Raw genomic sequence first — 22,348 nt, forward strand, 5'->3', positions numbered from 1 at the left:
CGTGGACCGCGGCGGCGCCCTGGTCCTGTACGCCCGCGCGCCGCACGCGGGCCGCGTCAAGACGCGCATGCTCCCCTGGCTCGACGCCGGCGAGGCGCTCCGCCTGCACCTCGCCCTTCTCGAGGACAGCCTTCGTCTCCTGAGAGCCTGCGCCGTCGCGGCGGGGGCCGCCCCCTTCGTCTCGATGAGCGAGCCCTGGGAGCCCGAGGACGCGGACGGCTGCGCGGGGATCGCCGAGGCGGCCCGGGGAATGGCGCGTCTTCCTCAGAGGGGGGCGGATCTCGGCGAACGTCTCCAGGACACCTTCCGGACGCTCCTGGCCCCGGGCCTCGGGCCGGTCGTGGTCATCGGCTCGGACAGCCCGACCCTGCCCCCGGCGCATCTGACGACGGCGCTCCAAGCGCTCGCGGGCGGCGCCGATGCCGTCCTCGGGCCGGCGGACGACGGCGGCTACTGCCTGATCGGCGCCGCGCGCGATCTGCCGGGGATGTTCGAGGCGATCCCGTGGGGAACGGAGCATGTCCTGCAGGCCACGCGCGCCGCCCTCGATCGCTGCGGCGCGCGCCTCGTCCTGCTCCCCTCCTGGCACGATGTCGACCTGCCGCGGGACCTCGAACGGCTGCGCCTCGATCTCTCATCCCGCCGCCCGGACGAAGCCGCGCCGCGGAGGACGAGCACCTTCGTGCGGGCGCTGGTCCGCGACGGCAGGCTGCCGCTCCCCCCCGCCCAGTCGCCGGGCCGACCCTAGAAATCGATCCGGAATCCGACCTGGAACCTGCGGCCGAAGCGCCTCTCCCCGTTCACTTGAAGCGGGCCGCTGGGAGTCAGGACCGCGCCGGCCGCGATGTGCGTCTGCGAGAAGGGAGTCGGCTCGTAGGTGAAGATCCGCAGGTCGTCGCGGTTGAGAAGGTTGAAGACTTCGAACGACAGCGCCGCCGACCGCCGCCCGAGCACGATCATCTTGCGCGCCTGGAGGTTGACGTCGAAGACCGGATCGTTGCGCTCGCTGTTGCGGTGCAGCTGCACGAAGCGCAGGTTCTGCCCGGGCTCCGCGGCGGTGTAGCCGTAGCGGGTCCGGAACTGCTGGTAGTCGACGTCGTCGAACGCGAAGAAGCGCGAGATGATCGAGTACGGCAGCCCCGAAGCCCAGGACAGAGACGTCCCCACCTGCCAGTCGTGCGGGAGGAAGAACGCCGCGTTCAGCTTCACGACGTGTCTCTGGTCGTAGGACAGGTAGCCGGTCTCCGATTCCACCGTGGAGGGGTCGTTGCCGAGGCGCGACTGGAAGTCTTCGGCGTCCCCCAGCGCGCGCGAGTAGGTGTAGGAGCCCTGCATCTGCCAGCGGCGGGAGAGGCGCCGGGTCAGGGCCAGCTCGATCCCGCGGTAGCGCGCCTCGTTGAAGTTGCCTACGCGCAGGACCTGGTTGAAAAAGATGTTGTGGATGTAGAGATCGGGCCGCCCGTCGGGGGCCCGATGGGCGGAGCCGAAATCGAACCCCTGGCTGTTGCCAAGCAGGATCAGGGCGCCCAGCCGGTCGAGAGGCTGGCCGGCCTCGTCGAAGCGCAGGAAGTGGTTTACGTCGATGTCCTGGAGCTGCTGCCGAAAGCGGCGGTCGACGAAGGTGACCGACAGCGCCACCTCGGGGGCGATCTCGCGCTCGAAGCCGAAGGTGAGCTCGTCGCTGAACGGGGTCCGGAGATTGCGATCGACCTGCGTCGCCGAGGGGGGCGCCTTCGAGATCAGGGCGCCTACGCCGTCGTCGGGGATCAGGGTGGGATTGACCCCGTCCGGGTCGTCGGCGTAGTACCGGTTGACCTGGTCCGGTCCCTGCTCCCCGACGATCGTGCTGAGGAACAACTTGTCGAAGTAGCGCCCCCAGGTCGCGAAGATCTTGGTCCGTCCGTTCGACATCGGGTCCCACGAGACCGACAATCGCGGCGAGAGGTTGTTGTTGGTGATCGCGAAGTTCTCGCGCACCTGGGGGTTCACGCCGTTCCTGGCGAGCTCCGCCGGATCGGCCCCTACACCCGTCGGCAGGATGCCGAGCGAGCGGAGACTCTCGGAGTCGAAGGCCACGCTGGCATGGTGCCTCGTGAGCCGTGCCAGCGTCGCCACCCGCAGCGGCTCGCTGATGAACGCTATGGTCTGGTTGATGTTCCCCTGGCCCCTGAAGATCGGATCCGTCAGGATTCCATGCGGGTCGCCGCTCCCGAACCCTCCGAGCTCGAGCAGGCGATCGAACCCTTCCCCCTCGATCGCCGGCTCGAAGAAGGAGTAGCCGAAGGTTCTGTCGATCTCGCGCTCGAACCTCACGCCCAGGCCGAGGCTCAGGTTCGGGATCGGCCGGTAGGTGTCCTGGACGTACAGCCCGGCGGTGACGCCGGTCGCCTCCCCCGAGACCGTGTTCTCGGCCGGCAGGAGGAAGCTCGTCGTCGGGATCGGCAGGACGCTCGTCACCCCTTCCGGCGGCTCGCAGCTCGGCGGATCGCACGTGACGACGCCGGAGGACAGCACCGGGCGCTCGTTCGTCGTGCGTCCGAAACCCTCCCGCTCGAACACCCCTCCCAGCTTGATATCGTGGCTCCCCCTGAAATCGGCGACGAAGACGCTCAGGTCCTGGCGCAGGGTGAAGCGCCGGCGCGAGTCGGAGAAGTCCTGGTAGTACGGCCCGGACGTCACGCCGGTGTCCCGGTTGATGGTGTAGCCGCGGTCGGCGGGCATGGGCCGAAGCTCGTCGTACGGATAGAGAGAGGAGGGGCGCGTCACGTCGTCCAGCCTGCCGTTGCCGTTCCTGTCCTCGGTCGGGCTCAGGACACCGTCTCCGTTGATGTCCTCCCCAAAATCCAGGATCCCGTTGTGATTGAGGTCCTCGGCGGGGTCCGCCCGTCCGTTGCAGTTGCGATCTTCACGCTGGGACCCCTCGCACAGTCCCCCCAAGAACTGGACGTAATACTTGTAGCTGAAGACAGGATCAAAAGTGTAGGTGTAAACGTACTTCGTGCGGTAGGGCGTGAGATGACCATCGTGATCCAGATCTTCACCGGGATCGAGTTTGCCGTTGAGGTTCGCGTCTTCGAAGACGTCGAACTTGCCGTCGCCGTCGTAGTCTTCGCCGGGGTCTCTTTCGTAGGCTTCGATCATGCCGTTCTGGTTGGAATCGGTCCAGGTCGTACCGTTGCCGTTGGTATCCGGTCCGAGGTTCGGCAGGATCGCGGGCCTCTGATCGAAGAACGACGCCGAGGTCTCGAGCGACACCAGGGGGCTCAGGACGGCGGTCGATTTGAGCGTCGCCATCGTCCCGCCCATCTTGAGGGTGTAGCCGCTCTCCGCCCGGGTGAAGCTGTTCAGCCCTTCGTTGAGGTAGTCCTGGGGGTCGTAGTTCAGCGACAGGGCCACGCGGTGACTGGGGCTGGCCTGCCAGGTCACCTTGGCGAACTCGCGCCACTCGCGCACGCCCCGCAGGAACGCCGCGTTCAACGAGTTCACCGGGTCGTCCCTCTGGATGAACTCGTTGGCCAGGTAGAACCAGGCCCTGTCCTTCAGGAACGGACCACCGATCGACAGGAACGGCAGGTAGTCGTTGAAGTGCAGGTCCCGCAGGCCGCTCTCCCCCACCCCGGCGTGCAGCCGGGGATCGTCGATCCCGGCGCCGTCGCCATCCAGGATCGAGCCGCGCCAGAAGAACTTGAACGTCCCCTGGAACTCGTTCCCGCCCGACTTGGTGACGATGTCCGCGAACCCTCCCTGGGCCCGTCCGAATTCCGCCGTGGCCCCCGAGGTCTTGATCTGGATTTCCTGAATCGACTCGATATTGAGCTGGGCGCCGATCTTCCCGGTCAGCGGGTCGCTGGTCGATACGCCGTCCACCAGAGTGACGACATCGGTGTCCCGCGCCCCGTGGATGTTCGGATTGCCGTCGCCGTCCACGTCCGTGACGCCCGGGGCCAGGGTGAGGATGTCCTGGTAATTGCGCCCCAGGATCGGGAGCGCGTCGACGAACTCCGAGGAGAGGTTCGTCTGCGTGGTGGTCTCCTCCAGGCTGACGACGCTCGGCTTCGCACGCACCTCCACCCGCTCCCGCAGCTTCGTCTCGGGGGAAAGAACGATGCGGACCTCGCTGACGCGCCCCGCCGACACCTCCACATCGGAGAGCACGACGCTCGCGAACCCCTGAAGGCTGACGCGCAGGCTGTAGTCGCGGGACGACGGAAGTCCCGGCACGATGAACATCCCCGCCTTGTCCGTGATCGCACCGCGACCGGTGATCCCCTGGCCGGCGTTCGCGACCACGACCACGACCCCGGGAAGCGGCACCCCCCCGTCGTCGGTGACCGCGCCGCGCAGGACACCCGTGGTCTGGCCCCAGGCGACTCCGGGGATGAGCAGGCAGACGATCATGCCGGCCGCGAACACTGCTGATCCTGGAATCAGGCGCACGATTTCGGACCCTTCGTTGAAGGGATTCTACACTATCTGGATGAGTCCCAGCCGTCCGGACCAGCGCCGTTCGAGGTGCAGGACCAGGTCGTGGCGCCGCGGGGAGGTGCCCAGGGAGGCGGCGGTCTCGAAGGCCTCGCGACGGGCGTCGGCGAGGATGTCGTGGTCGCGCAGGATATCGCCGATGCGCAGGTCCGTGAGGCCGGACTGGCGGGTGCCCAGGAACTCGCCCGGACCGCGCATCTTCAGATCTTCGCGGGCGATGACGAAGCCGTCCTGGGTCGAGGCCAGGATGTCGAGCCGGCGGCGCGCCTCGTCGGTCGCCCGCGGCCCCGGCATCAGGATGCAGCTGGACTCGTGCGCTCCGCGACCGACGCGGCCGCGGAGCTGGTGGAGCTGGGACAGTCCGAAACGCTCGGCCTGCTCGATCACCATCACCGTCGCGTTCCTGACGTCGATGCCGACCTCGATCACGGTCGTCGCGACCAGGATCGGCAGGGCGCCGGAGGCGAAGTCCGCCATGACCGCATCGCGGTCCTGCGTCTTGAGACGGCCGTGAACGAGACCGACCTTCAGGTCGGGGAAGATCTTCCGCGACAGGGTCCTCTGCATCTCGACCGCGGCCTTCAGGTCCGCCTGACCGGTCTCCTCCACGAGCGGATAGACGACGTAGACCTGCCGGCCCTCGCCGACCTGCGCCCGCACGAAGTCGTACATCTGCGCCCGCGACTCCTCACCGCGCACCACCGTCCGGACGGGCCGGCGCCCGGGCGGCATCTCGTCGATGACTGAAAGCTCGAGGTCTCCGTAAACCGTGAGCGCGAGCGACCTCGGGATCGGCGTCGCGGTCATGACCAGGACATCCGTACGCGCCCCCTTGCCCCGCAGCCCCGCGCGCTGCGCTACGCCGAACCGGTGTTGCTCGTCGATGATCGCCAGGCGCAGCGACTTGAACCGCACCTCGTCTTCCAGCAGGGCGTGCGTGCCGACCACAATCGGGATCATCCCCGTGCGCAGGCCGGTCGCCACCTGCCGGCGGGCCGAGCCGGTCACAGCAGAGGTCAGGAGGCCCACCGTGCGGCCCGTTCCCCGGAGCAGGGTCTGGAACGTTCGATGGTGCTGTTCCGCCAGGATCTCGGTCGGCGCCATGAACGCCGCCTGGTGGCCGTTCTCGACGACGAGGAGCGCCGACAGCAGCGCCACGACCGTCTTGCCGCAGCCCACGTCCCCCTGCAGCAGCCGGTTCATCGGGTGTCCCGACATCAGGTCGTCGGCGATCTCCTTCAAGGTCCTGCGCTGCGCGGGGGTCAGATGAAACGGCAGGACCGCCCGCAGCCGGGCCCGGATGGCGTCGTCGACGCGCAGACCGGGCTCGCTCGGCCGGGACTCGCGCTCCTGCCGCGCCAGGGCGAATCCGAGCTGCAGGAAGAAGAACTCTTCGAAAATCAGCCGCCGGTGGAACGGGGACCGGAACTCGTTCAGCGCATCCAGATCCGCCTCCGCGGGGGGAAAGTGGGCTGAGGCGATCGCCTCGCGGCGCGCCGGATAACCGCGTTTCTCCGCCAGGCCGGCCGGCAGAGGATCCGGGAAGGACTGCGGCAGGGCTTTCAGGATCGAATGCACCAGCCGCCGAATGGCGCGCGAGGACAGACCGGGGAGCCTCGGGTAGACCGGCACGACTCGCCCGGTGTGGATCGACTCCTGGTCGTCGTCCGACAGGATCTCCGCCTGGGGGCTCTGCAGCACCAGAGCGCGCCGCCCGTAGCGCGAGATGGACGCCTCCCCGTACAGGATCACTTCGCGACCGGCAGGCAGGGCCGTGCGCAGGTACGGTTGGTTGAAGAAGATCACCCTGATCGACCCGCTGTCGTCCTGGATCAGCGCCTCGAATATGGTGAAACCCCGCGCGCGCGTCCGGCGCAGGACGGACGTCACGACCCGCCCGCGCACGGTGGCCTTGAATCCCGGTGTGAGCGAGGCGATCGGGAAGAACCGGCTCCTGTCCTCGTAGCGGAAGGGCAGGTGCAGGAGAAGATCCTCGATCGTCTTCAGGGCGCGTGCCTCGAGGTCCTCGGCCCTTTTCGGACCAAGCCCTTTGAGGTCACGCAGGGGAGTCGCGAGGGACAGCGCCATGGCCGGATTATAGACGACCGGGCGTCCGGCCCGGGATCGGCGCGGCAGGGCTCTTCCCCGGCTACACTTTCGTGCACAGAGGGCGCGCCAGCCGCAGCGCTCTGGACTCACAAGTACATTGACCTGCAAGGGTTTGTGTCATATATTTTCTGCCACGAGAGGTCCTCGAGGCCACATGAGAACCATCCGCACAGCGATGGCGATCGGTCTTCTTTGTGTCCCGGCGGTCGTGCGCGCCGAGGACCATGACGCCACCCTGTCGTCCATCATCGCCCGCGCCTCCGAACGACCGATCCTTCTCGATGGGGCGCCGCCGGACGCGGGGGACATCCTGGCGGCCGCCGCCGGTGTGGACAGCTTCCCGGTCGGGTGCGCCACACCCCTGTCGCTGCTGCTCGCCCGGCCTGAGTCTCCGCTGCCCCCTTCGCTGCAGCAGGCGGCGGCCTCGATCGCGGCCCGGCCGGTCCTGGATTCCGAGAAGATCAGCATCGTTCACGAGGGACGGTTCGCGATCCATTACTCCGGTTCCCTCTCCCCGTCGGGGCTCATGTCGATCGATCGCGACCGGAACGGTGTCCCCGACCTGGTCGACCGGATCGCGGAGGCGCTCGGTGCGGCGCGCTCGTCCCTGGTGGCGCGCCTCGGATTTCCTCCGCCGGCCGCGGAAGGAGAGCGCCTCGACGTCTTCGTCGTGGCCCTCGGACGCGGCATCGAAGGATTCGTCGTGCCGCGCATCGAGGGAGGCGTGTCAGCCGAAGGTGGTGTGCCGGGACGCTCCCCCTTCGTGATCCTCGACGCGGGTCTCACCGCCGATCGGGTGATGCCCGCGACCCTGCACCAGGTCGCGCACCTGTCGCTCCTGTCGCTGTCCGCGCGCGCTCCTCTCTATTGGGCCGAGGGGACCGCCTCGTACCTGACCCTCCTGGCGACCGGCGACCTGCGGGCGCACGACGCGGCGCTGCGCGCCCGGCTGTCGCTCCCCGGCCGCGGCCTGGCGTCGGACAGCCTCCTCCTGATGGAAGGCGGTCTCCTGTGGCCGCAGTTCCTGTCGGAGCGCGCCGGCGACCCATCCATCGTGAGGCAGATCTGGCAGGAGAGCGCTGCGCAGGGGCTGGATCCGCTGGCGGCGACCGATTCCGTTCTGCGGCGGTCGGGCCGATCTCTTGCGGAAGCGGCTCGCGAATACGCCGCCTGGAACCTGTTCACGGGGGACAGGGACGATGGCCAGCACTACGCCTCGGGTCGATTCCTCCCGGCCTCCTCCCTGTCACCGGCCGGATCCGAGACGCCGGTCCGGTTCGAGCCGGCCGAGCCCGTCGAACCGCTCGGCTCCACGGCCTTCCGACTCCCCGGGGACGGCCGGCGCGGCACAGTCGACTTCGAGTTCTCCGCCGAGGGAGGCCATCCGGGAGCCGATCTCCTGGTGTTCTACCGCCCGTGGGGCCCGCAGCCGGTCCTGGTGCCGGTCCTCTTCGACGCCTCCGGGAGCGGCCGCGTCTCGGTTCCCTGGGCCGACGCCCGCGAAGCCTGGATCGTCCTGCGCAACGACGCCCTTCCCGGCGGCGGCAGCGCACGGTTCGAGGCCAGGGCCCTTGCCGATCCCTACGCACCGTACGATCTCGCGTCGTTCACGGCCTCGGAGATGGGGGGATCGATGCTCCTGGAGTGGACGACCGCTTCCGAGAAGGGGCTCGTGGCCTGGAACGTCTACCGCGCCGAGACACCGGGCGGCCCGTTCACGCGGCTGAACTCGGTGGCCGTCCCGGCCATGGGGGACAGCGCGTCGGACACCGGCTACATCTTCGTGGACGACGTCGCCCGACCCGGGCGCCGCTACTACTACCTGCTGGAAGGTCTCACCGATCTCGGTCTCCCGCAGCGCTCGCATGTCGCCAGCGGCCGGATCGCGTCGGTGCGGTAGGTCCTCATTTTTCCGGGACCCGTGTCCCTTTCCCCTGCTCGAGCGTCACGAACCGATCGACCGGCAACGCGGCGAATTCTTCCCTGAACCCGCTGCGGCCGGGCCAGCGCACGATCACCCGGTCGATCGTCGCGGCCGACCCCAGCCCGAAGTGCAGCCGGCGGTCGCCCTGGGACAGGTACGACATCCCCGTGCGGGCGTAGCGCACCTGGCGCGCGCCGCCGGCCTCGAGCGCGACGAACGCCCCGATCGCGTCGCGATTCGGCGGCGCGCCGGCGAGGGTGATCGTGACCCAGTGACGGCCGGGGCTGCCCGTGTTGCGCAGGAGGAGGGCGGGGCGATCGCTCTGCGTCAGGACGATGTCCTCGTCTCCGTCGTCGTCGTAGTCGAAGGGGACGGCGCCGCGGCCGACGTACAGCCCGCCGAGGGGCGCCGCGGCCGGATAGGCCAGACGTTCGAAGCGGTCGCCGCCGAGGTTCCGGTACAGCGCCGCGCGCTGCTCGAACGTGATCGTGTCGCTGTAGAGACCGATGTTGTCGATGATGTGTCCGTTCGCCACGAAGACGTCCAGGTCGCCGTCGTTGTCGGCGTCGAAGAAGAACGTCCCGAAGCCGAGATCGAGCAGTGACGGCGACCCGAGCCCCGAGACGAAGCTGCGGTCGGAGAACAGGCCATGGCCGTCGTTGTGGTACAGCTCATTGGTCTCCTCCGACAGGTTGGTGACGAAGATGTCCAGAAGACCGTCGTTGTCGTAATCGGCCATGTCGGTCCCCATCCCCGCCTGCGGCACGCCGTCCTCCGACAGCGCCGTGCCGGCATACTGGGCCACCTCCTCGAAGGTGCCGTCCCCCCGGTTTCTCCACAGAAAATTCGGCGTGTCGTCGTTGGCGACGTAGATGTCCTGGTCACCGTCGCCGTCGTAGTCGCCGAAGACGACGCCCAGACCCTTGCCGGTCGTGTCCACGATCCCGGCCCTCTTCGAGACGTCCTCGAACGTCCCGTCCCCCCGGTTCCTGTAGAACGCGTCCGGCTGCGGATCGAAGTTGCGCGGGTGGCAGACCGTCCGATAACCGGGCCGGTTCTCGCCGCAGTAGAGGTTGTTGGCCTCATCGAAGGCGACATAGTTCGCCACGTACAGGTCCAGGTCGCCGTCGCCGTCGGCATCCGCCAGCGAGGCGCTCGTCGCCCAGAGGCCGTTGGCCGCCCCGGATCGGTTCGTCGCGTCCGTGAACGTGCCGTCGCCGTTGTTGCGGTACAGGACGTTCGGACCGTAATAGGTCACGTACAGATCGCGATCGCCATCGCCGTCCACATCCCCCGCCACGCAACCGAAGCCGTACCGATCGGGTCCGCCCACACCCGCCTTTTCCGTGACGTCCTCGAATCGTCCGTGCCCGAGGTTGCGATACAGCGCCGAGCGCAGGGGGCCCTTCGGCGTGAACCCGGGGAGCCGGCCGCTCTGGACAAAATAAATGTCTTGAAGACCGTCGCCGTCGTAGTCGAACACGCACACGCCCGAGCCGAGCGTTTCGAGGATGAACTTCTGTCCGGTGGCGCCGTTGACGTGGCGGAACCGGATGCCCGCCGCGGCGGTGACGTCCTCGAAACGGGCCCCGTCCGGACCCAGCGACGCCGGATCGGTCCCTGGCGAGGGGGCGGGATCCCGCGCACCCCCCGGGCAGGCCGACATCAGCGAGGCGAGCGCCGCCAGAAGCAGGACGGCGGCGGGTCGTTCCGGACCCGCGCGAGGCGCCGCGCTCACGGCCGATCCCCCGTCTGCACTTCCAGGGCGGCCCCCTGGGAGCGGGACTGCAGGTCGTTGAAGATCGTCATCTCTTTCTGGAACAGGTCCTGCTCGCCGCGCGCCATGTAGATGCCGGCCAGATAGTAATGCGGCTCCGCGAGCTGGGGGTTCATCGCGATCGCCTTCCGGAGCGCCTCGATCGCCTGGTCCATCCGGTTGGCCTTGGCGTAGGCCCGTCCCAGCTCCGCGAGCGCGCGATCGTTTCTGGGGTCCAGGGAAAGACAGAGCTCGAGCTCCCGCCTGGCCCCCTCCAAGTCATCGAGCGCGATGTAGGTCGAGCCCAGATGAAGATGGACCTGGGGGTCGCCCGGGTCCTGGCGTGCGATCGTCTGGAACTCCAGGAGGGCCGTCGTGTAGTCTTCACTGTTGAAGGCGGCGACCCCCCTGATGCGGTGGTCGCGCACGCGCTCCTCGACGTGGGCCCGCGACAGGGCCTCCTGTTGCGTCCTGCGCCAGCCCACGGCCTCGTCCCCGCGGCCGAGACGGGTCGCGATCGTCACCAGGTGGCTCAGCGCGCCGAGGTGCGAGGGCGAGAGGTCGTGGACGTGGCGCATCTCCCCCGCCGCCTCCACGAGCGCGCTCTTCTGCTCGAGGGCCAGACCCAGCACGTAGTGAGCCTCCGGATTCGCGGGCTGCCGGGCGATGACCCTTCGCGCCCCGGCTTCGGCTTCGGCCGATCGTCCCATGCGGACGTCGAGGAGGGCCCCCTTCAGGCCGGCGACCGGATTCTCGGGATCGCGCTGCCTCACCTCCGCCAGGATCGCCGCCGCCTCGTCGTAGCGTCCCGTATCGATGCAGACGGACGCCAGGCCGATGCGGGCGCCGATCGAGGCGGGCTCTATCAGGAGTGCCGCGCGGAAGCTCTCCTCGGCCTGTTTCCACCGATCGCTGCGGGCGTAGATCGATCCGAGCGCCTCCAGGACGCGCCTGTCCCGTGGCGCGCCGCGCAAAGCGCTCGCGAGCTGTGCTTCGGCCCCCTTCAAGTCCCCCTGCCTGTAAAGCTGCAGACCGGCCTCGAGCGAAGCCGGCCGGATCGGCCCGTCGTCCGCGCTCCTCTCCGTGGCGGGGGCGGACGTGCCGCCGCCCGGGCCGCAGGCCCAGAGCAGGGGGACGACCGCGAGCGCGCAGAGCGTCGTCGCGGTTCGCACGTTCGAGAGAGGCATCCCGTCATTTTAGCAGCAGAGGAGATTGTCCCCCGCGGGTCGCGTCAGGTGGAGGAGGTCCCGGGACGAGGGCCGCGAGCGTCCGTTTCTCGGTATACTGCGCCGCGCCCGAAGGAGGGTCCTTGGAAGACATCAAGCAGGCGGTCGCCGGCGCTCTCGAGACGATTGTGCGGGAGAAGTACGAGGCGGCCCCGGGCCTGATCGCCGTGGAGTATCCACCACGGCCGGGGATGGGTGACCTCGCCACACCCGTCGCCTTCGAACTGGCGAAGCGCCTGCGGCGCCCGCCGCGGCAGATCGCCCAGGAGCTGGCGGCCTCGTTCCCTGCGCTGCCGGGTGTGCTCCGCGTCGAGGCGGGCGGGGCCGGCTATCTGAATATTTTCCTCGATCGCACAGCCGCCGCGCGCGCGCTGGCGCGCGAGATCGAAGCCCCCCCCCGGCCCGCCGGGGGCCAGGGCAAGATCATCGTCGAGCACACCAACATCAACCCGAACAAGGCGGCGCACATCGGCCACCTCCGGAACGCCGTGCTCGGCGACACCCTGGCCCGCTGCCTGCGGTTCTTCGGCCACGAGGTGGAGGTGCAGAATTACATCGACGACACGGGTGTGCAGGTCGCCGACATCGTGATCGGCTTCCGCGAGATCCTGCGCGCGGGACTGGATGAGGCGCGGGCGGTCCCCGGGAAGTTCGACGTCTTCTGCTGGGACCTCTACGCGCGGGTCACGGACCTGTACGAGCAGAGACCCGAGACGCAGGAGCTCCGGCCGGCGGTCCTCAAGCACCTCGAGGAGCGCCAGGGGGACGACGCCGGGCTCGCAGCGTACGTGGCGCGGCGCATCGTGAACTGTCATCTCGACACCATGACGCGAATCGGCGTCCGTTACGACCTCCTGCCGTGGGAGAGCGACATCCTGGCCCATCGCTTCTGGGATCGCGCGTTCGAGCTCCTCAAGAAGAAGAAGGCGATCGAGCGCGTGACCACGGGCGATCGCGCGGGCTGCTGGGTGATGCCCCTGGAGGGGCCGCGGTTCGCCGAGCTGAAGGAAGGCGAAAAAATCATCGTGCGCAGCAACGGCACGGTGACCTACGTGGGCAAGGACATCGCCTACCAGCTGTGGAAATTCGGCCTGCTCGACGCCAACTTCGACTATGCCGTGTTCCGGAGCGAGGGGGACGGCCACATCGTCTGGACCAGCACCAGCGATCAGAGGGAGCGGCAGGCCGAGCACCCCGGGTTCGGCGGAGCGGAGCGCGTCTACAACGTCATCGACGTGCGTCAGGGATACCTGCAGGCGATCGTCGTCGAGGGTCTGAAGGCGCTCGGGCACGCGGCCCAGGCGGAGCGCTCCATCCATTTCGCGTACGAGATGGTGGCGCTCACGCCCGCGAGCGCCGGGAAGCTCGGGGTGTCCCTGTCGGACGAGGACCGTCAGCGCTCGTACGTCGAGATGTCGGGCCGGCGCGGCCTGGGTGTGAAGGCCGACGACCTCCTCGACGCGCTCGAACGTCAGGCCCTCGACGAGATCAAGTCCAGGAACCCCGGGATCGAACAGGACGAGTCGCGCGCTCTGGCGCGCGCCATCTCGATCGGCGCCCTGCGCTATCTGATGGTGAAGTACACGCGCAACCGGGTCCTGGCGTTCGATTTCGACGAGGCGCTGTCGTTCGAGGGGGAGACCGGTCCCTACCTTCAGTATGCCGTGGTGCGGGCGGGCGGAATCTTCGAGAAGATGGCGACGGCGGGCGGACCGGACGAAACGACCGCCGCCCGCTGGGCGCGCGAGACGACGTTCGACCTGCCGCCGGGAGAGGCGGCCGAGGAGCACTGGGCGCTCCTGACGCTCATCGCCCGGTTCCGCGAGACGGTCCAGCAGGCGGTGGAGTCGCTCGAGCTTTCGCAGATCGCCAAGTACGCCTTCACCCTGGCGCAGCGATTCAATGCCTTCTACCACAAGTACCCCGTGATGCAGGAGCCCGACCCGCGCTTCAAACAGGTTCGCGTGGTGCTCACGTACCTTTTTCTTTCCCAGATGCGGCACGCCTTCGGCCTGATGGGAATCCCCGAGCCCGAGAGGATGTAAGACGCTGCGCGCGCGCCGCGCCGACCGCCGGGCGGCCGTCCGACGCTGTGCTATGATCCTCTTCCGAATGAATCGTTTATCGCGTCTCCTCTGGCTCATCCTGCCACTCCTCGCCGCGCGCCCGGCAATCGCCCAGGAGATCTTCCCGTTCAGCGAGGTCAAGACCGGCATGAAGGGGATCGGGAAGACCGTGTTCAGCGGCACCCGGGTGGAGGACTTCCAGGTCGAGGTGATCGGCACGCTCGAGCACGTCGGTCCGAGGCGCAACCTCATCCTGGTGCGGCTGTCGGGCGGCCCGCTCGCGAACACCGGCGTGCTGAGCGGCATGAGCGGCAGCCCGATCTTCTTCGGTGACCGGCTGGCGGGCGCCGTGGCCTACACCTGGGGTTTTGCGCGCGAGCCGGTGGCGGGGGTGACGCCGATCCAGGAGATGCTGGAGGTCGAGGAGAAGGAGTCCCCCGCCTCGAACCTGCCCGGGGCGCGCCGCACCGCGGCGCCCGTCACCGGCAACCCGCTGGCCCTTCTCAGGGATCCACGCGGACTGCCCGCCCACTTCACGTCCTACTTCGACGCCATCTCCCCCGCGCCCGGGAGTCCGCCGGGGATGACTCCGATCGCGACACCCCTGCTGTTCACAGGCGTGACGCAGCGGGCGATGGATCGCCTGGCGCCGGTGCTGGCGCGCGGCGGTCTCGTTCCGGTGCAGGGCGGTGCTGTGGGGAAATCACAGACCACGACCGGAGCGGCCGAGGCGAAGATCGTCCCCGGCGGCGGCGTCGGGATGAAGCTGGTCCGCGGGGACGTCGAGTTCGCGGCCATCTGCACCGTCACCTACCGCGACAAGGACAAAGTGATGGCCTGCGGTCACCCGCTCCTGAACCTGGGCCCGACCGACCTCATCATGACCACCGCCCAGGTGAACGGCCTGTTCCCGTCGCTCCAGGAATCGTTCAAGTTCGCCTCCGCAGGCGAGGAGGTCGGCGCCTTCCGCCAGGACCGCTCCACCGGCGTGTTCGGCTATCTCGGCAAGAGGCCGCGGCTGATTCCGGTGCGCCTCGAGCTGCAGCCGCAGATGGGGCGGTCGCAGCACTACGCGTTCGACATCGTCGAGGATCCGTTCCTGGCCCCCTATCTGCTGTATGCGGCTCTCAACGGCATCCTCAGCAGCGAGGAGAAGGATTACGGCGAGGTCACCCTGTCCTACAGGGAGGGCTCCACGATCCAGGTGTCGGGAGAGGAGGACATCGAGCTCCGGAACCTGTTCGCCGGCGACCTTGCGTCGATCTACACGTCGGGCACGGTCGCCTTCATCACGCAGCTCCTGCTCAACAACGAGTACCACCCCGTGCACGTCAATGGCATCAATCTGATCCTCGGTTACGTCGATGAACGGCGCACGGCCCGGGTGGAGCGGGCCTGGGTGAGCAAGGACCACGTGCGCCCCGGGGAGACTGTCCAGGTTTCGGCGATACTCAAGCCGTTCCGCGGCCCCGAGGTCACCCGCCAGATCGACATCAAGATTCCCGACGAAGTCACCCAGGGTCGCCTGGTCCTGCAGGTCGGGGACGGCATGACGCTGGCGCGTGTCGAGGACGAAGGGGGGGACAGCGACGATTTCCACCCGAAGGATCTGGGGCAGCTCATCTGGCTCATCAACCATCTGCGCAGCAACGACAAGGTGTACGCCGTGCTGTCCCGCGCCGACAATGGCATCCTGTTCCAGGGACAGAGGCTTCCCAACCTGCCGCCCTCGGTTGCTCAGGTGATGGTGCGGCCGCAGACACGCGGCAATTACCTGAGGCTGTGGTACCGTGGCGTGGCCGAGGAAACCCTCGACACGGACTACATGCTCGCCGGCTTCAAACAACTGGCCATCGACGTGGAGGAATGACGTGGCGTCACGCCCCGCCTTTCTGCTGTTCGCCCTGATCCTTGCCGCCTTCCCGGCTTCGACCTTCGCCGTTTCGCCGATTCTCTGGACGCTCGAGACCTTCGACGATTTCGAGAAGGGGAAACCGGACGGGGCGGCGGTGGCGGCCGGCGGCGAGCTGGTCCTGGCGCCCGCCCTGCGACCCCTGAAGATTCCGGCGATCGAGCAGGCGTCCGAGCCGTTCCTGTGGTCGCAGGCGGTGGACAGCAAGGGCACTCTGTACGTCGGCGGCGGCAACGGGGGCAAGATCTACCGCGTCCCTAAGGGAGCCCAGGGATCCTTGTATTACGAGACCGGCGACCTGGCGGTGCACGCGCTGGCGGTCGACAAGAACGACGTGGTGTACGCCGCCACGCTCCCGCAGGGAAAGATCTACCGGATCACGGGGGAGGCCAAGGGGGAGGTCTACTATGCGCCGGAGGACCGCTATCTCTGGGCCCTGGCGTTCTCGCCTCGAGGCGAGCTCTTTGCCGCCACAGGCGAGCGCGGCATCGTCTACCGGGTCGCGGCCAAGGGGAAGGCCGAGATCTTCTTCGACAGCGAAGAGTTTCACATCGTCTCCCTCGCCTTCGACCAGGGCGGCAACCTGCTGGCGGGCACCGACGGCAAGGGGCTCCTGTATCGGATCGCCCCGGACGGCAAGGCGACCGTCCTGTACGATTCTCGTCTGCGCGAAATGAACGCGATCGTGGTCGATCCGAAGGGGGTGGTCTACGCCGCCGCCATCGGCACGGAGGGGGAGCCGCCCGCACCGCCCCCGCCTCAGATGCAGCCGCCCGCACAGGAGCGCGAGACGCCGCCGGCGAAGGGAAGCCTGCCGCCCCAGGTGGTCATTCCCGGGGTCGAGTCGGGCACGACAGCCACGGTCACGGTCACCGCCAGCGCCACGGGGGCGCCATCGGTCGCGCCGGGCCCCGCTCCGAAGAGCGAGGTGTACAGAATCGATCCGGACGGCACGGTCACCACGCTGTGGTCGTCGCCGAGCGAGGTCGTCTATTCGCTGGCCCTCGACGCCTCCGGCCGCCCGCTGGCGGGGACAGGTGAGCCTGGCCGCGTCCGCGTCCTCCTCGGCTCGCAGCAGAGCACGCTGCTCGCGAAGCTGCCCGAATCCCAGGTGACATCGCTCGTGAGCGGGCAGGGGCACCAGATCTTCGCGGCCAGCAGCAACGTCGGCAGGGTGTATCTCCTCGACACCGCGACCGGCGAGGCGGGAACCTATCTCTCCCCGACCTGCGACGCCCAGACGATCTCGAAGTGGGGTCGCATCTCCTGGCGCGCCAGCGTGCCGGGGGGAGCCCGCGTGGAGGTGGCGACCCGGTCGGGCAACTCGGGCGTGCCGGACTCGACTTGGAGCGAATGGTCGACCGCCTACCCCAGCCCCGACGGGAGCGCGGTCGCGAGCCCTCCCGCGCGTTTCCTGCAGTGGCGCGCCCGGCTGGCGCGCCCGGGTGGCGGGGCCGGCCCCTCTCTGCAGGCAGTGTCGGTGGCCTACCTGCAGGCCAACCTTCCGCCCGCCCTGAAGCGGGTCTCGGTCGAGCCTCCAGGGGTGGTCCGCGAGAGGCTCCCCTACGCGGCCGAACCCGATCCCCAGGACCTGGCGTTCACGGGCATCCGGGTGAACCCGGACACCGGAGCCCTCACGTCTCAGCCGCCGCAGCTTCCGGAGAAGAGGGTCTTCGTGCGCGGCATGCGCGCCCTCGACTGGGACGCCGAGGACCCCAACGGTGACGTCCTGGTGTTCGATCTCTCCTTCAAGGGGGAGGGGGAGACGGCGTGGAAACCGCTGGCGAAGGGGCTGCGCGACAGCTATTTCGCCTTCGACTCGGCCCAGGTCCCGGACGGGCTCTATCGCGTGCGCATCGAAGCGAGCGACGCGCCGTCGAACCCGTCGGGCCAGGCCAGGACGGCGAGCCAGGTCAGCGATCCCTTCCTGGTGGACAACACCCCCCCCTCGGTGCAGGTGACGGCGCGCCGCACCGGCAAGGACGTGACCGTGGAAGCGAGCGCCACCGATACGCCGGGCCCGATCGCGCGCGCCGAGTACTCGCTGGATGGCGGACGCTTCGTGACGGTAGCGCCGATCGACGGGGTTTCCGACTCGCGCTCCGAGACCTACAGCATCCCTCTCCCGTCGCTTCGCGGCGGGGAGCACACGGTCATCGTCAAGGTGACCGACCTCCTGGGCAACACCGGGGCCGGTAAGACGACCTTCACCTCCGATTGAGAGCAGGGAGAATGCGACCGAGGAGCCTTCGCGGCGTTGCGGTCACGCTCCTCGCCGCCGCCCTCCTCTCCGCCTGCACGTCCTCCCCGCCTGAAGACCGGGGGGCCGTCGCTCCATCGGACTACGGTGGACGCTTCGTCTATCCTCTCCGGACCGAGCCGGCCACGCTGAATTTCGTCACGGCGAGCGACCAGCCGGCCGACCTGGTGTCCCGGCTGGTCGGCGACAGCCTCGTCGACCGGGACGTCGACATGAATATCGTGCCGCGTCTGGCGGAGTCGTGGGAGTCCTCCGACTCGGGGCGCGTTTTGACCTTTCACCTCCGCGCGGGTGTGCGGTTTCACGACGGACAGCCGCTGACCAGCGCCGACGTGAAGTACACGTACGAGCGCGTCATCGACCGGAAGAATCACGCGCTGGGACATCTCGACGGCTTCCTGCCGGTCGAGCGTCTCGAGACCCCCGACGACAGGACCGTGCGCGTGGTGTACCGATTCCCTTACGCCCCCGCACTGTCGGCCTGGGAGATGCCGATCCTGCCCCGCCATCTGTATGAAAAGGAGGATTTCCTGACGTCGCGCTTCAATCGCGCCCCGATCGGCACCGGCCCGTTCCGCTTCGTGTCCTGGGAGCCCGGCCGCCGCATCGTGCTGGCGTCGAACCGGGAGTACTGGGGCGGGCGGCCCTACGTCGATACGCTGGAGCTGCCGATCATCCCGACACAGGAGACGACGCTCATGGCGCTGCTCGCCGGAGAGATCGACTACGCCTCGCTGACCCCGGTGCAATGGGATGCCTACAGCAGGGACCCGGCGTTCACCCGGCGTTTCGCGACCGTCAGCTACCTGTCTCTGTTCTTCTACTACATCGCCTGGCGGGCGGACGGTTCGAACCCGTTCTTCTCCGATCCCGAGGTCCGCCGCGCCATGGCGCTGGCTCTCGACCGGGAGGAGTACGTCCGCGCGGTCCTGCACGGCCTCGGGCAGGTGTCCTTCTCCCTGTTCCATCCCGCCATCCTGCCGCCCGACCCGGACAGCCGGCCGCTGCGTCACGACCCGCGGGCGGCGGCGGCGCTCTTCGATCACGCCGGATGGCGGCTGGACCCGAAGACCGGACTGCGGAGCAAGAACGGCAGGCCCTTCCGGTTCACGCTCCTGATTTTCAGCGGCGGCGAGGACCACGCGCAGTTTTCCCAGGTCGCGCAGGAATCCTTGCGCGCCCTCGGCATCGACATGAGAATCGAGAGACTCGATTGGCCGGGGTTGTGGGCCCGTCTCAAGACGGGGGACTTCGAGGCGGCCCTGTCCGGGACCGTTCCGGCCGGCGATCCGGACGATGTGGTCTACGGGATGCTGCACTCATCGCAGATCGGGGACGGGCGCAACTACGCGGGCTTCCACGATCAGGAGATCGACGCCTGGATCGAGGAAGGACGGCGCGCCATCGACCCGCAAGCGCGCTCCGCCTGCTACCGCCGCATCGCGAAGCGGGTCGAGGAGCTGCAGCCCTACACCTATCTTTTCTTTCCCAAGGTCCTCGCCGCCCTGTCCCGCAGGGTGACGGGCGTCGAACCCTCGCCGCGGGGCCTCATCGTGCAGTATCCCGGCGTGATCCGCCTCAAGATCCGCCAGCAGCCGGGCGGATGATCCCCTTCCTGGTCCGCCGGGCGCTTTCGTCGGTGCCGACGCTTCTCGGGATCTCGGTTCTGACCTTCGCGATCCTCAACCTGCTGCCGAACGATCCGATCCAGGTCTGGTCGGGCGGAGGCTATTACTCGGCCGAGGCGGTCGAGCATCTGCGATCCGAGCTGCGCCTCGAGCAGAGTCCCGCGGCCCGCTACGCCTCCTGGGGTCTCGCCCTCCTGCGGGGCGACCTGGGCCGATCGATGCGCGACGGACGCCCCGTCGCCGCGGTCATCGTCTCGGCTCTCCCCTGGACGCTGCTGTTGAATTTCTGCTCCGTGATCCTGATCTACGGCGTGGCGGTGCCGTTCGGACTGTTCGGGGCCTCGTCCCCCGGCTCGATCGCGGACCGTCTCGGGCGCGCCCTCCTGATCCTCCTCTATGCCGTGCCCTCGTTCGCCGCGGCACTCCTGCTGCAGCAATGGTTCGCGGTTCGCCTGGGATGGCTCCCCCTCCAGGGAGTCCCGGACCGCGGCGCCACGGCACTGGGAACGACCGCCTCCCTGGCGCGCCACCTGCTCCTGCCGACCATCTGCCTGGCGCTCAGCGGCTGGGCGCTCGTCGCGCGCTACGCGCGCGCCGCCTTCCGCTCCGCCCTGGGAAGGGAGTTCCTGGCGGTGGCGCGCGCCAAGGGTCTGTCCCGGCTGCGCGCCTCCGGGCACGTGGTCGCGAATACCGCGGTCCCGTTCATCACGCTGCTCGCGACGATCGTGCCGGGGCTGGCGGGGGGAAGCGTGATTGTCGAGCAGATCTTTTCCCTGCCGGGAGTCGGCCGGCTCTACCTCACCTCGATCGAGGCGCGTGACTATCCCGTCGTCGTCGGTCTGACCCTGCTCTCCGCCGTGCTGGTGCTGTCGGGGCATCTCCTGGTGGACGTCCTTTATCTCGTGGTCGATCCACGGATCCGGTCCGGGCTCCTGGACGAGCGCTCCGATGCAGCCTGAATCGCGACCGGCTATCTTCGTCGTTCTGGCCACCGCGCTTGCCGGGCTGCTCGCGCCGCTCCTGGCGAACGATCGACCGATCCTCGCCCGGGTGGGCGGACATCTCACCGCGCCCGCGCTCGCCGAGCTTCCGATCGTCGGACGCCTGTTCGACGATCCGAGCGCGAACCTCGTGGACTGGGGCGCCGCGCCCGCGCCGCTGCAGACCGGTGCGCCGCGCGTCCTCCTGATGCCGCCCGTTCCCTATTCCTACCGCGGCATACACCTGGACGAGGCGCTCCGGCCCCCCTCGCGCTCCCATTGGATGGGGACGGACGCGCTGGGACGGGACCTGCTGGCGCGCGTTCTGCACGGAGCGAGCCTGTCGCTCCTGGTGGGATTCGGGGCCACGGCGCTCGCCCTTCTGATCGGATTCTGCCTGGGGGCGCTCGCGGTGATGCGTGGCGGTCTGCTCGATCTTCTGATCGTGCGCGTCGTCGACGTGGTGGCGTGCTTCCCGCCCTTCGTCCTGGCTCTCGCCTTCATGGCAGCCCTGGGTCGAGGCGGGGTCTGGCCGATGGTTGCCGGCATCGGCCTCAGCCGCTGGACCACGATCGCCCGCTATGTGCGCGGAGAGATCCTGCGCCACCGGGGCGGCGCAGTCTGGATCTCGGCGCGGGCCGCCGGCGCCGGCGGGGTCCGCCTGGTCGTCCGGCATCTCCTGCCCCTCCTGGCCGCGCCCCTCGCGGTCCTGGCGTCGTTCGGGGTGGCCAACGCCATCGTTCTGGAATCCGGGCTGAGCTTCCTCGGCTTCGGCGTCAGCCCTCCCGCGCCGTCCTGGGGATCGATCCTCGCCGAGGCGCGCGGCTCGCTCGACGCCGCCTGGTGGCCCGTCTTCTTTCCGTCCGCCGCCCTGGTGATCGTCCTGTCGTCCCTCTGCGCCGCGGCCGAGAGCGCGGCCGCAGGCGAGTCCCGGGTCACTCGCTCCTGACCTCCGCGGCAATGTGGCAGACGCGGTTTCTCCCGCGGCTCTTCGCCTGGTACAGGGCGCGGTCGGCCACGGCGACAAGCTCGGGGCCGTTGATGGCGTCCGCCGGAAACGCGGCGACCCCCAGGCTGACGGTGACGTGCAGAGGGCGCAGCGTGCCGCCGACGCTGAGAGGGTTCCGCTCGACCTCGGCCCGGATCTTCTCGGCGACCGGCAGGGCGTCCTCGATCGCCGCCTCGGGGAGGAGGACGACAAACTCCTCGCCGCCATACCGCGCCACGGCATCCGATCGTCGCAACGCCCGCGCGGTCAATTGCGCCACGTGCCGCAGCACTTCGTCACCGGCCTGGTGGCCGTGGGCGTCGTTGAAGCGCTTGAAGTGATCGATGTCGATCATGACGAGGGAGACGGGCCGTTCCAACCGCCGGGCATGCTCGACCTCCTGCTCCAGGAGGGTCCTGAAGTGCCGGTGGTTGAAGACTCCCGTGACCCCGTCCAGCTCGGCCAGCCTCTTGGTCGCGAGCAGCAGGCGCTGCGTCTCGACCGCCACGGCGGTCATGTCGGCGCACCGCTTCAGCACTTCGAAGTCTTCGGGGTCGAAGGCGTGGCGCCTGCGGCAGGCGACGCGAAAGGCGCCCATCACCAGGCCACGCGCCTTCAGGGGAATCGTCATGTCGCTCTTCATTCCCGGAGTCTTCACGCTCTCGCTGAAGCGCATCTCTGCCGGGACGTCGTTTCTCCACAGGGCACGGTCCCTGCTTATGACCCATCCCAGAAGGTGCGAGGCGTCCGCCGGCAGACGCTCCGGCTCGCGAGGCGAAGCCGGGGCGCGCCTGCTGATCTCGCGCACGAGGATGCTCTCCCCTTCCAGGAGCCCGAGCGCCGCGCCATCGACGGGGAACAGCCGCCGGAGCGAGCGGGCGATCGTCTCGAGGACACTGTCGAGATCGTTCGCGCCCGCGGTGGCGGACGCGATCTCCATGAAGGAAAGAAGAATCCTGCGGTCGGAGGAATCGGAGGCCCGGTGCGAGGGATCGGCCTGGTTCGCCTCCGTCATCT

13 protein-coding genes are annotated in these 22,348 nt (G+C 68.8%); 8 read left to right on the forward strand and 5 right to left on the reverse strand.

Going from position 1 to position 22,348, the window contains the following annotated elements:
• Nucleotide 1: 1 nt before the first annotated feature.
• Nucleotides 2–748 carry a TIGR04282 family arsenosugar biosynthesis glycosyltransferase gene (locus VEW47_17660; protein HYS07007.1) on the forward strand — a complete coding sequence of 249 codons (747 nt, stop codon included), beginning with the start codon at nt 2–4 and terminating at the stop codon, nt 746–748.
• Here VEW47_17660 and VEW47_17665 read toward each other — a convergent pair.
• On the reverse strand, nt 745–4,413 hold the full coding sequence (locus tag VEW47_17665) for a carboxypeptidase regulatory-like domain-containing protein (protein ID HYS07008.1): 3,669 nt from the start codon (nt 4,411–4,413) through the stop codon (nt 745–747). The genes VEW47_17660 and VEW47_17665 overlap by 4 nt on opposite strands.
• A gap of 51 nt (nt 4,414–4,464) precedes the next feature.
• The gene (gene recG / locus VEW47_17670) at nt 4,465–6,570 is read right to left on the reverse strand and encodes an ATP-dependent DNA helicase RecG (GenBank protein ID HYS07009.1); all 2,106 of its coding nucleotides are present in this window, start codon (nt 6,568–6,570) and stop codon (nt 4,465–4,467) included.
• Nucleotides 6,571–6,745: 175 nt separating this feature from the next.
• On the opposite strand from recG, the gene VEW47_17675 reads away from it, so the two are divergent.
• Nucleotides 6,746–8,491 (forward strand): hypothetical protein, encoded by a 1,746-nt coding sequence (locus tag VEW47_17675; protein HYS07010.1) that lies wholly within the window; start codon nt 6,746–6,748, stop codon nt 8,489–8,491.
• A 4-nt stretch (nt 8,492–8,495) separates the two neighbouring features.
• Here VEW47_17675 and VEW47_17680 read toward each other — a convergent pair whose 3' ends face one another.
• Both VEW47_17680 and VEW47_17685 read right to left on the reverse strand, forming a co-directional pair.
• Nucleotides 8,496–10,253 carry a CRTAC1 family protein gene (locus VEW47_17680; protein ID HYS07011.1) on the reverse strand — a complete coding sequence of 586 codons (1,758 nt, stop codon included), beginning with the start codon at nt 10,251–10,253 and terminating at the stop codon, nt 8,496–8,498.
• Nucleotides 10,250–11,443, reverse strand: coding sequence for a tetratricopeptide repeat protein (locus tag VEW47_17685; protein HYS07012.1), 1,194 nt, complete (start codon nt 11,441–11,443; stop codon nt 10,250–10,252). The genes VEW47_17680 and VEW47_17685 overlap by 4 nt, the downstream gene beginning before the upstream one ends.
• 137 nt (nt 11,444–11,580) lie before the next feature.
• Here VEW47_17685 and VEW47_17690 point away from each other — a divergent pair, with 137 nt between their 5' ends.
• The 6 genes from VEW47_17690 to VEW47_17715 all read left to right on the forward strand — a co-directional run bounded on the left by VEW47_17690 (nt 11,581) and on the right by VEW47_17715 (nt 21,292).
• Nucleotides 11,581–13,542, forward strand: coding sequence for an arginine--tRNA ligase (locus VEW47_17690; GenBank protein ID HYS07013.1), 1,962 nt, complete (start codon nt 11,581–11,583; stop codon nt 13,540–13,542).
• Between the two features lie 67 nt (nt 13,543–13,609).
• Nucleotides 13,610–15,433 carry a SpoIVB peptidase S55 domain-containing protein gene (locus tag VEW47_17695; GenBank protein HYS07014.1) on the forward strand — a complete coding sequence of 608 codons (1,824 nt, stop codon included), beginning with the start codon at nt 13,610–13,612 and terminating at the stop codon, nt 15,431–15,433.
• 1 nt (nt 15,434) lies between these two features.
• The gene (locus VEW47_17700) at nt 15,435–17,696 is read left to right on the forward strand and encodes a hypothetical protein (protein ID HYS07015.1); all 2,262 of its coding nucleotides are present in this window, start codon (nt 15,435–15,437) and stop codon (nt 17,694–17,696) included.
• 11 nt (nt 17,697–17,707) lie between these two features.
• Entirely contained in the window at nt 17,708–19,342 is a 1,635-nt protein-coding gene (locus VEW47_17705; protein HYS07016.1) for an ABC transporter substrate-binding protein, read from the forward strand.
• On the forward strand, nt 19,339–20,322 hold the full coding sequence (locus tag VEW47_17710) for an ABC transporter permease (protein HYS07017.1): 984 nt from the start codon (nt 19,339–19,341) through the stop codon (nt 20,320–20,322). Before VEW47_17705 ends, VEW47_17710 begins: the two co-directional genes overlap by 4 nt.
• Nucleotides 20,312–21,292: an ABC transporter permease gene (locus VEW47_17715; protein HYS07018.1), complete on the forward strand. Its 981-nt coding sequence runs from the start codon at nt 20,312–20,314 to the stop codon at nt 21,290–21,292. Before VEW47_17710 ends, VEW47_17715 begins: the two co-directional genes overlap by 11 nt.
• Here VEW47_17715 and VEW47_17720 read toward each other — a convergent pair.
• The gene (locus VEW47_17720) at nt 21,279–22,346 is read right to left on the reverse strand and encodes a sensor domain-containing diguanylate cyclase (protein ID HYS07019.1); all 1,068 of its coding nucleotides are present in this window, start codon (nt 22,344–22,346) and stop codon (nt 21,279–21,281) included. The genes VEW47_17715 and VEW47_17720 overlap by 14 nt on opposite strands.
• Between the last annotated feature and the right edge of the window lie 2 nt (nt 22,347–22,348).

It is taken from the genome of Candidatus Dormiibacterota bacterium (assembly GCA_035635555.1).
Lineage (GTDB): Bacteria > Acidobacteriota > Polarisedimenticolia > Gp22-AA2 > Gp22-AA2 > Gp22-AA3.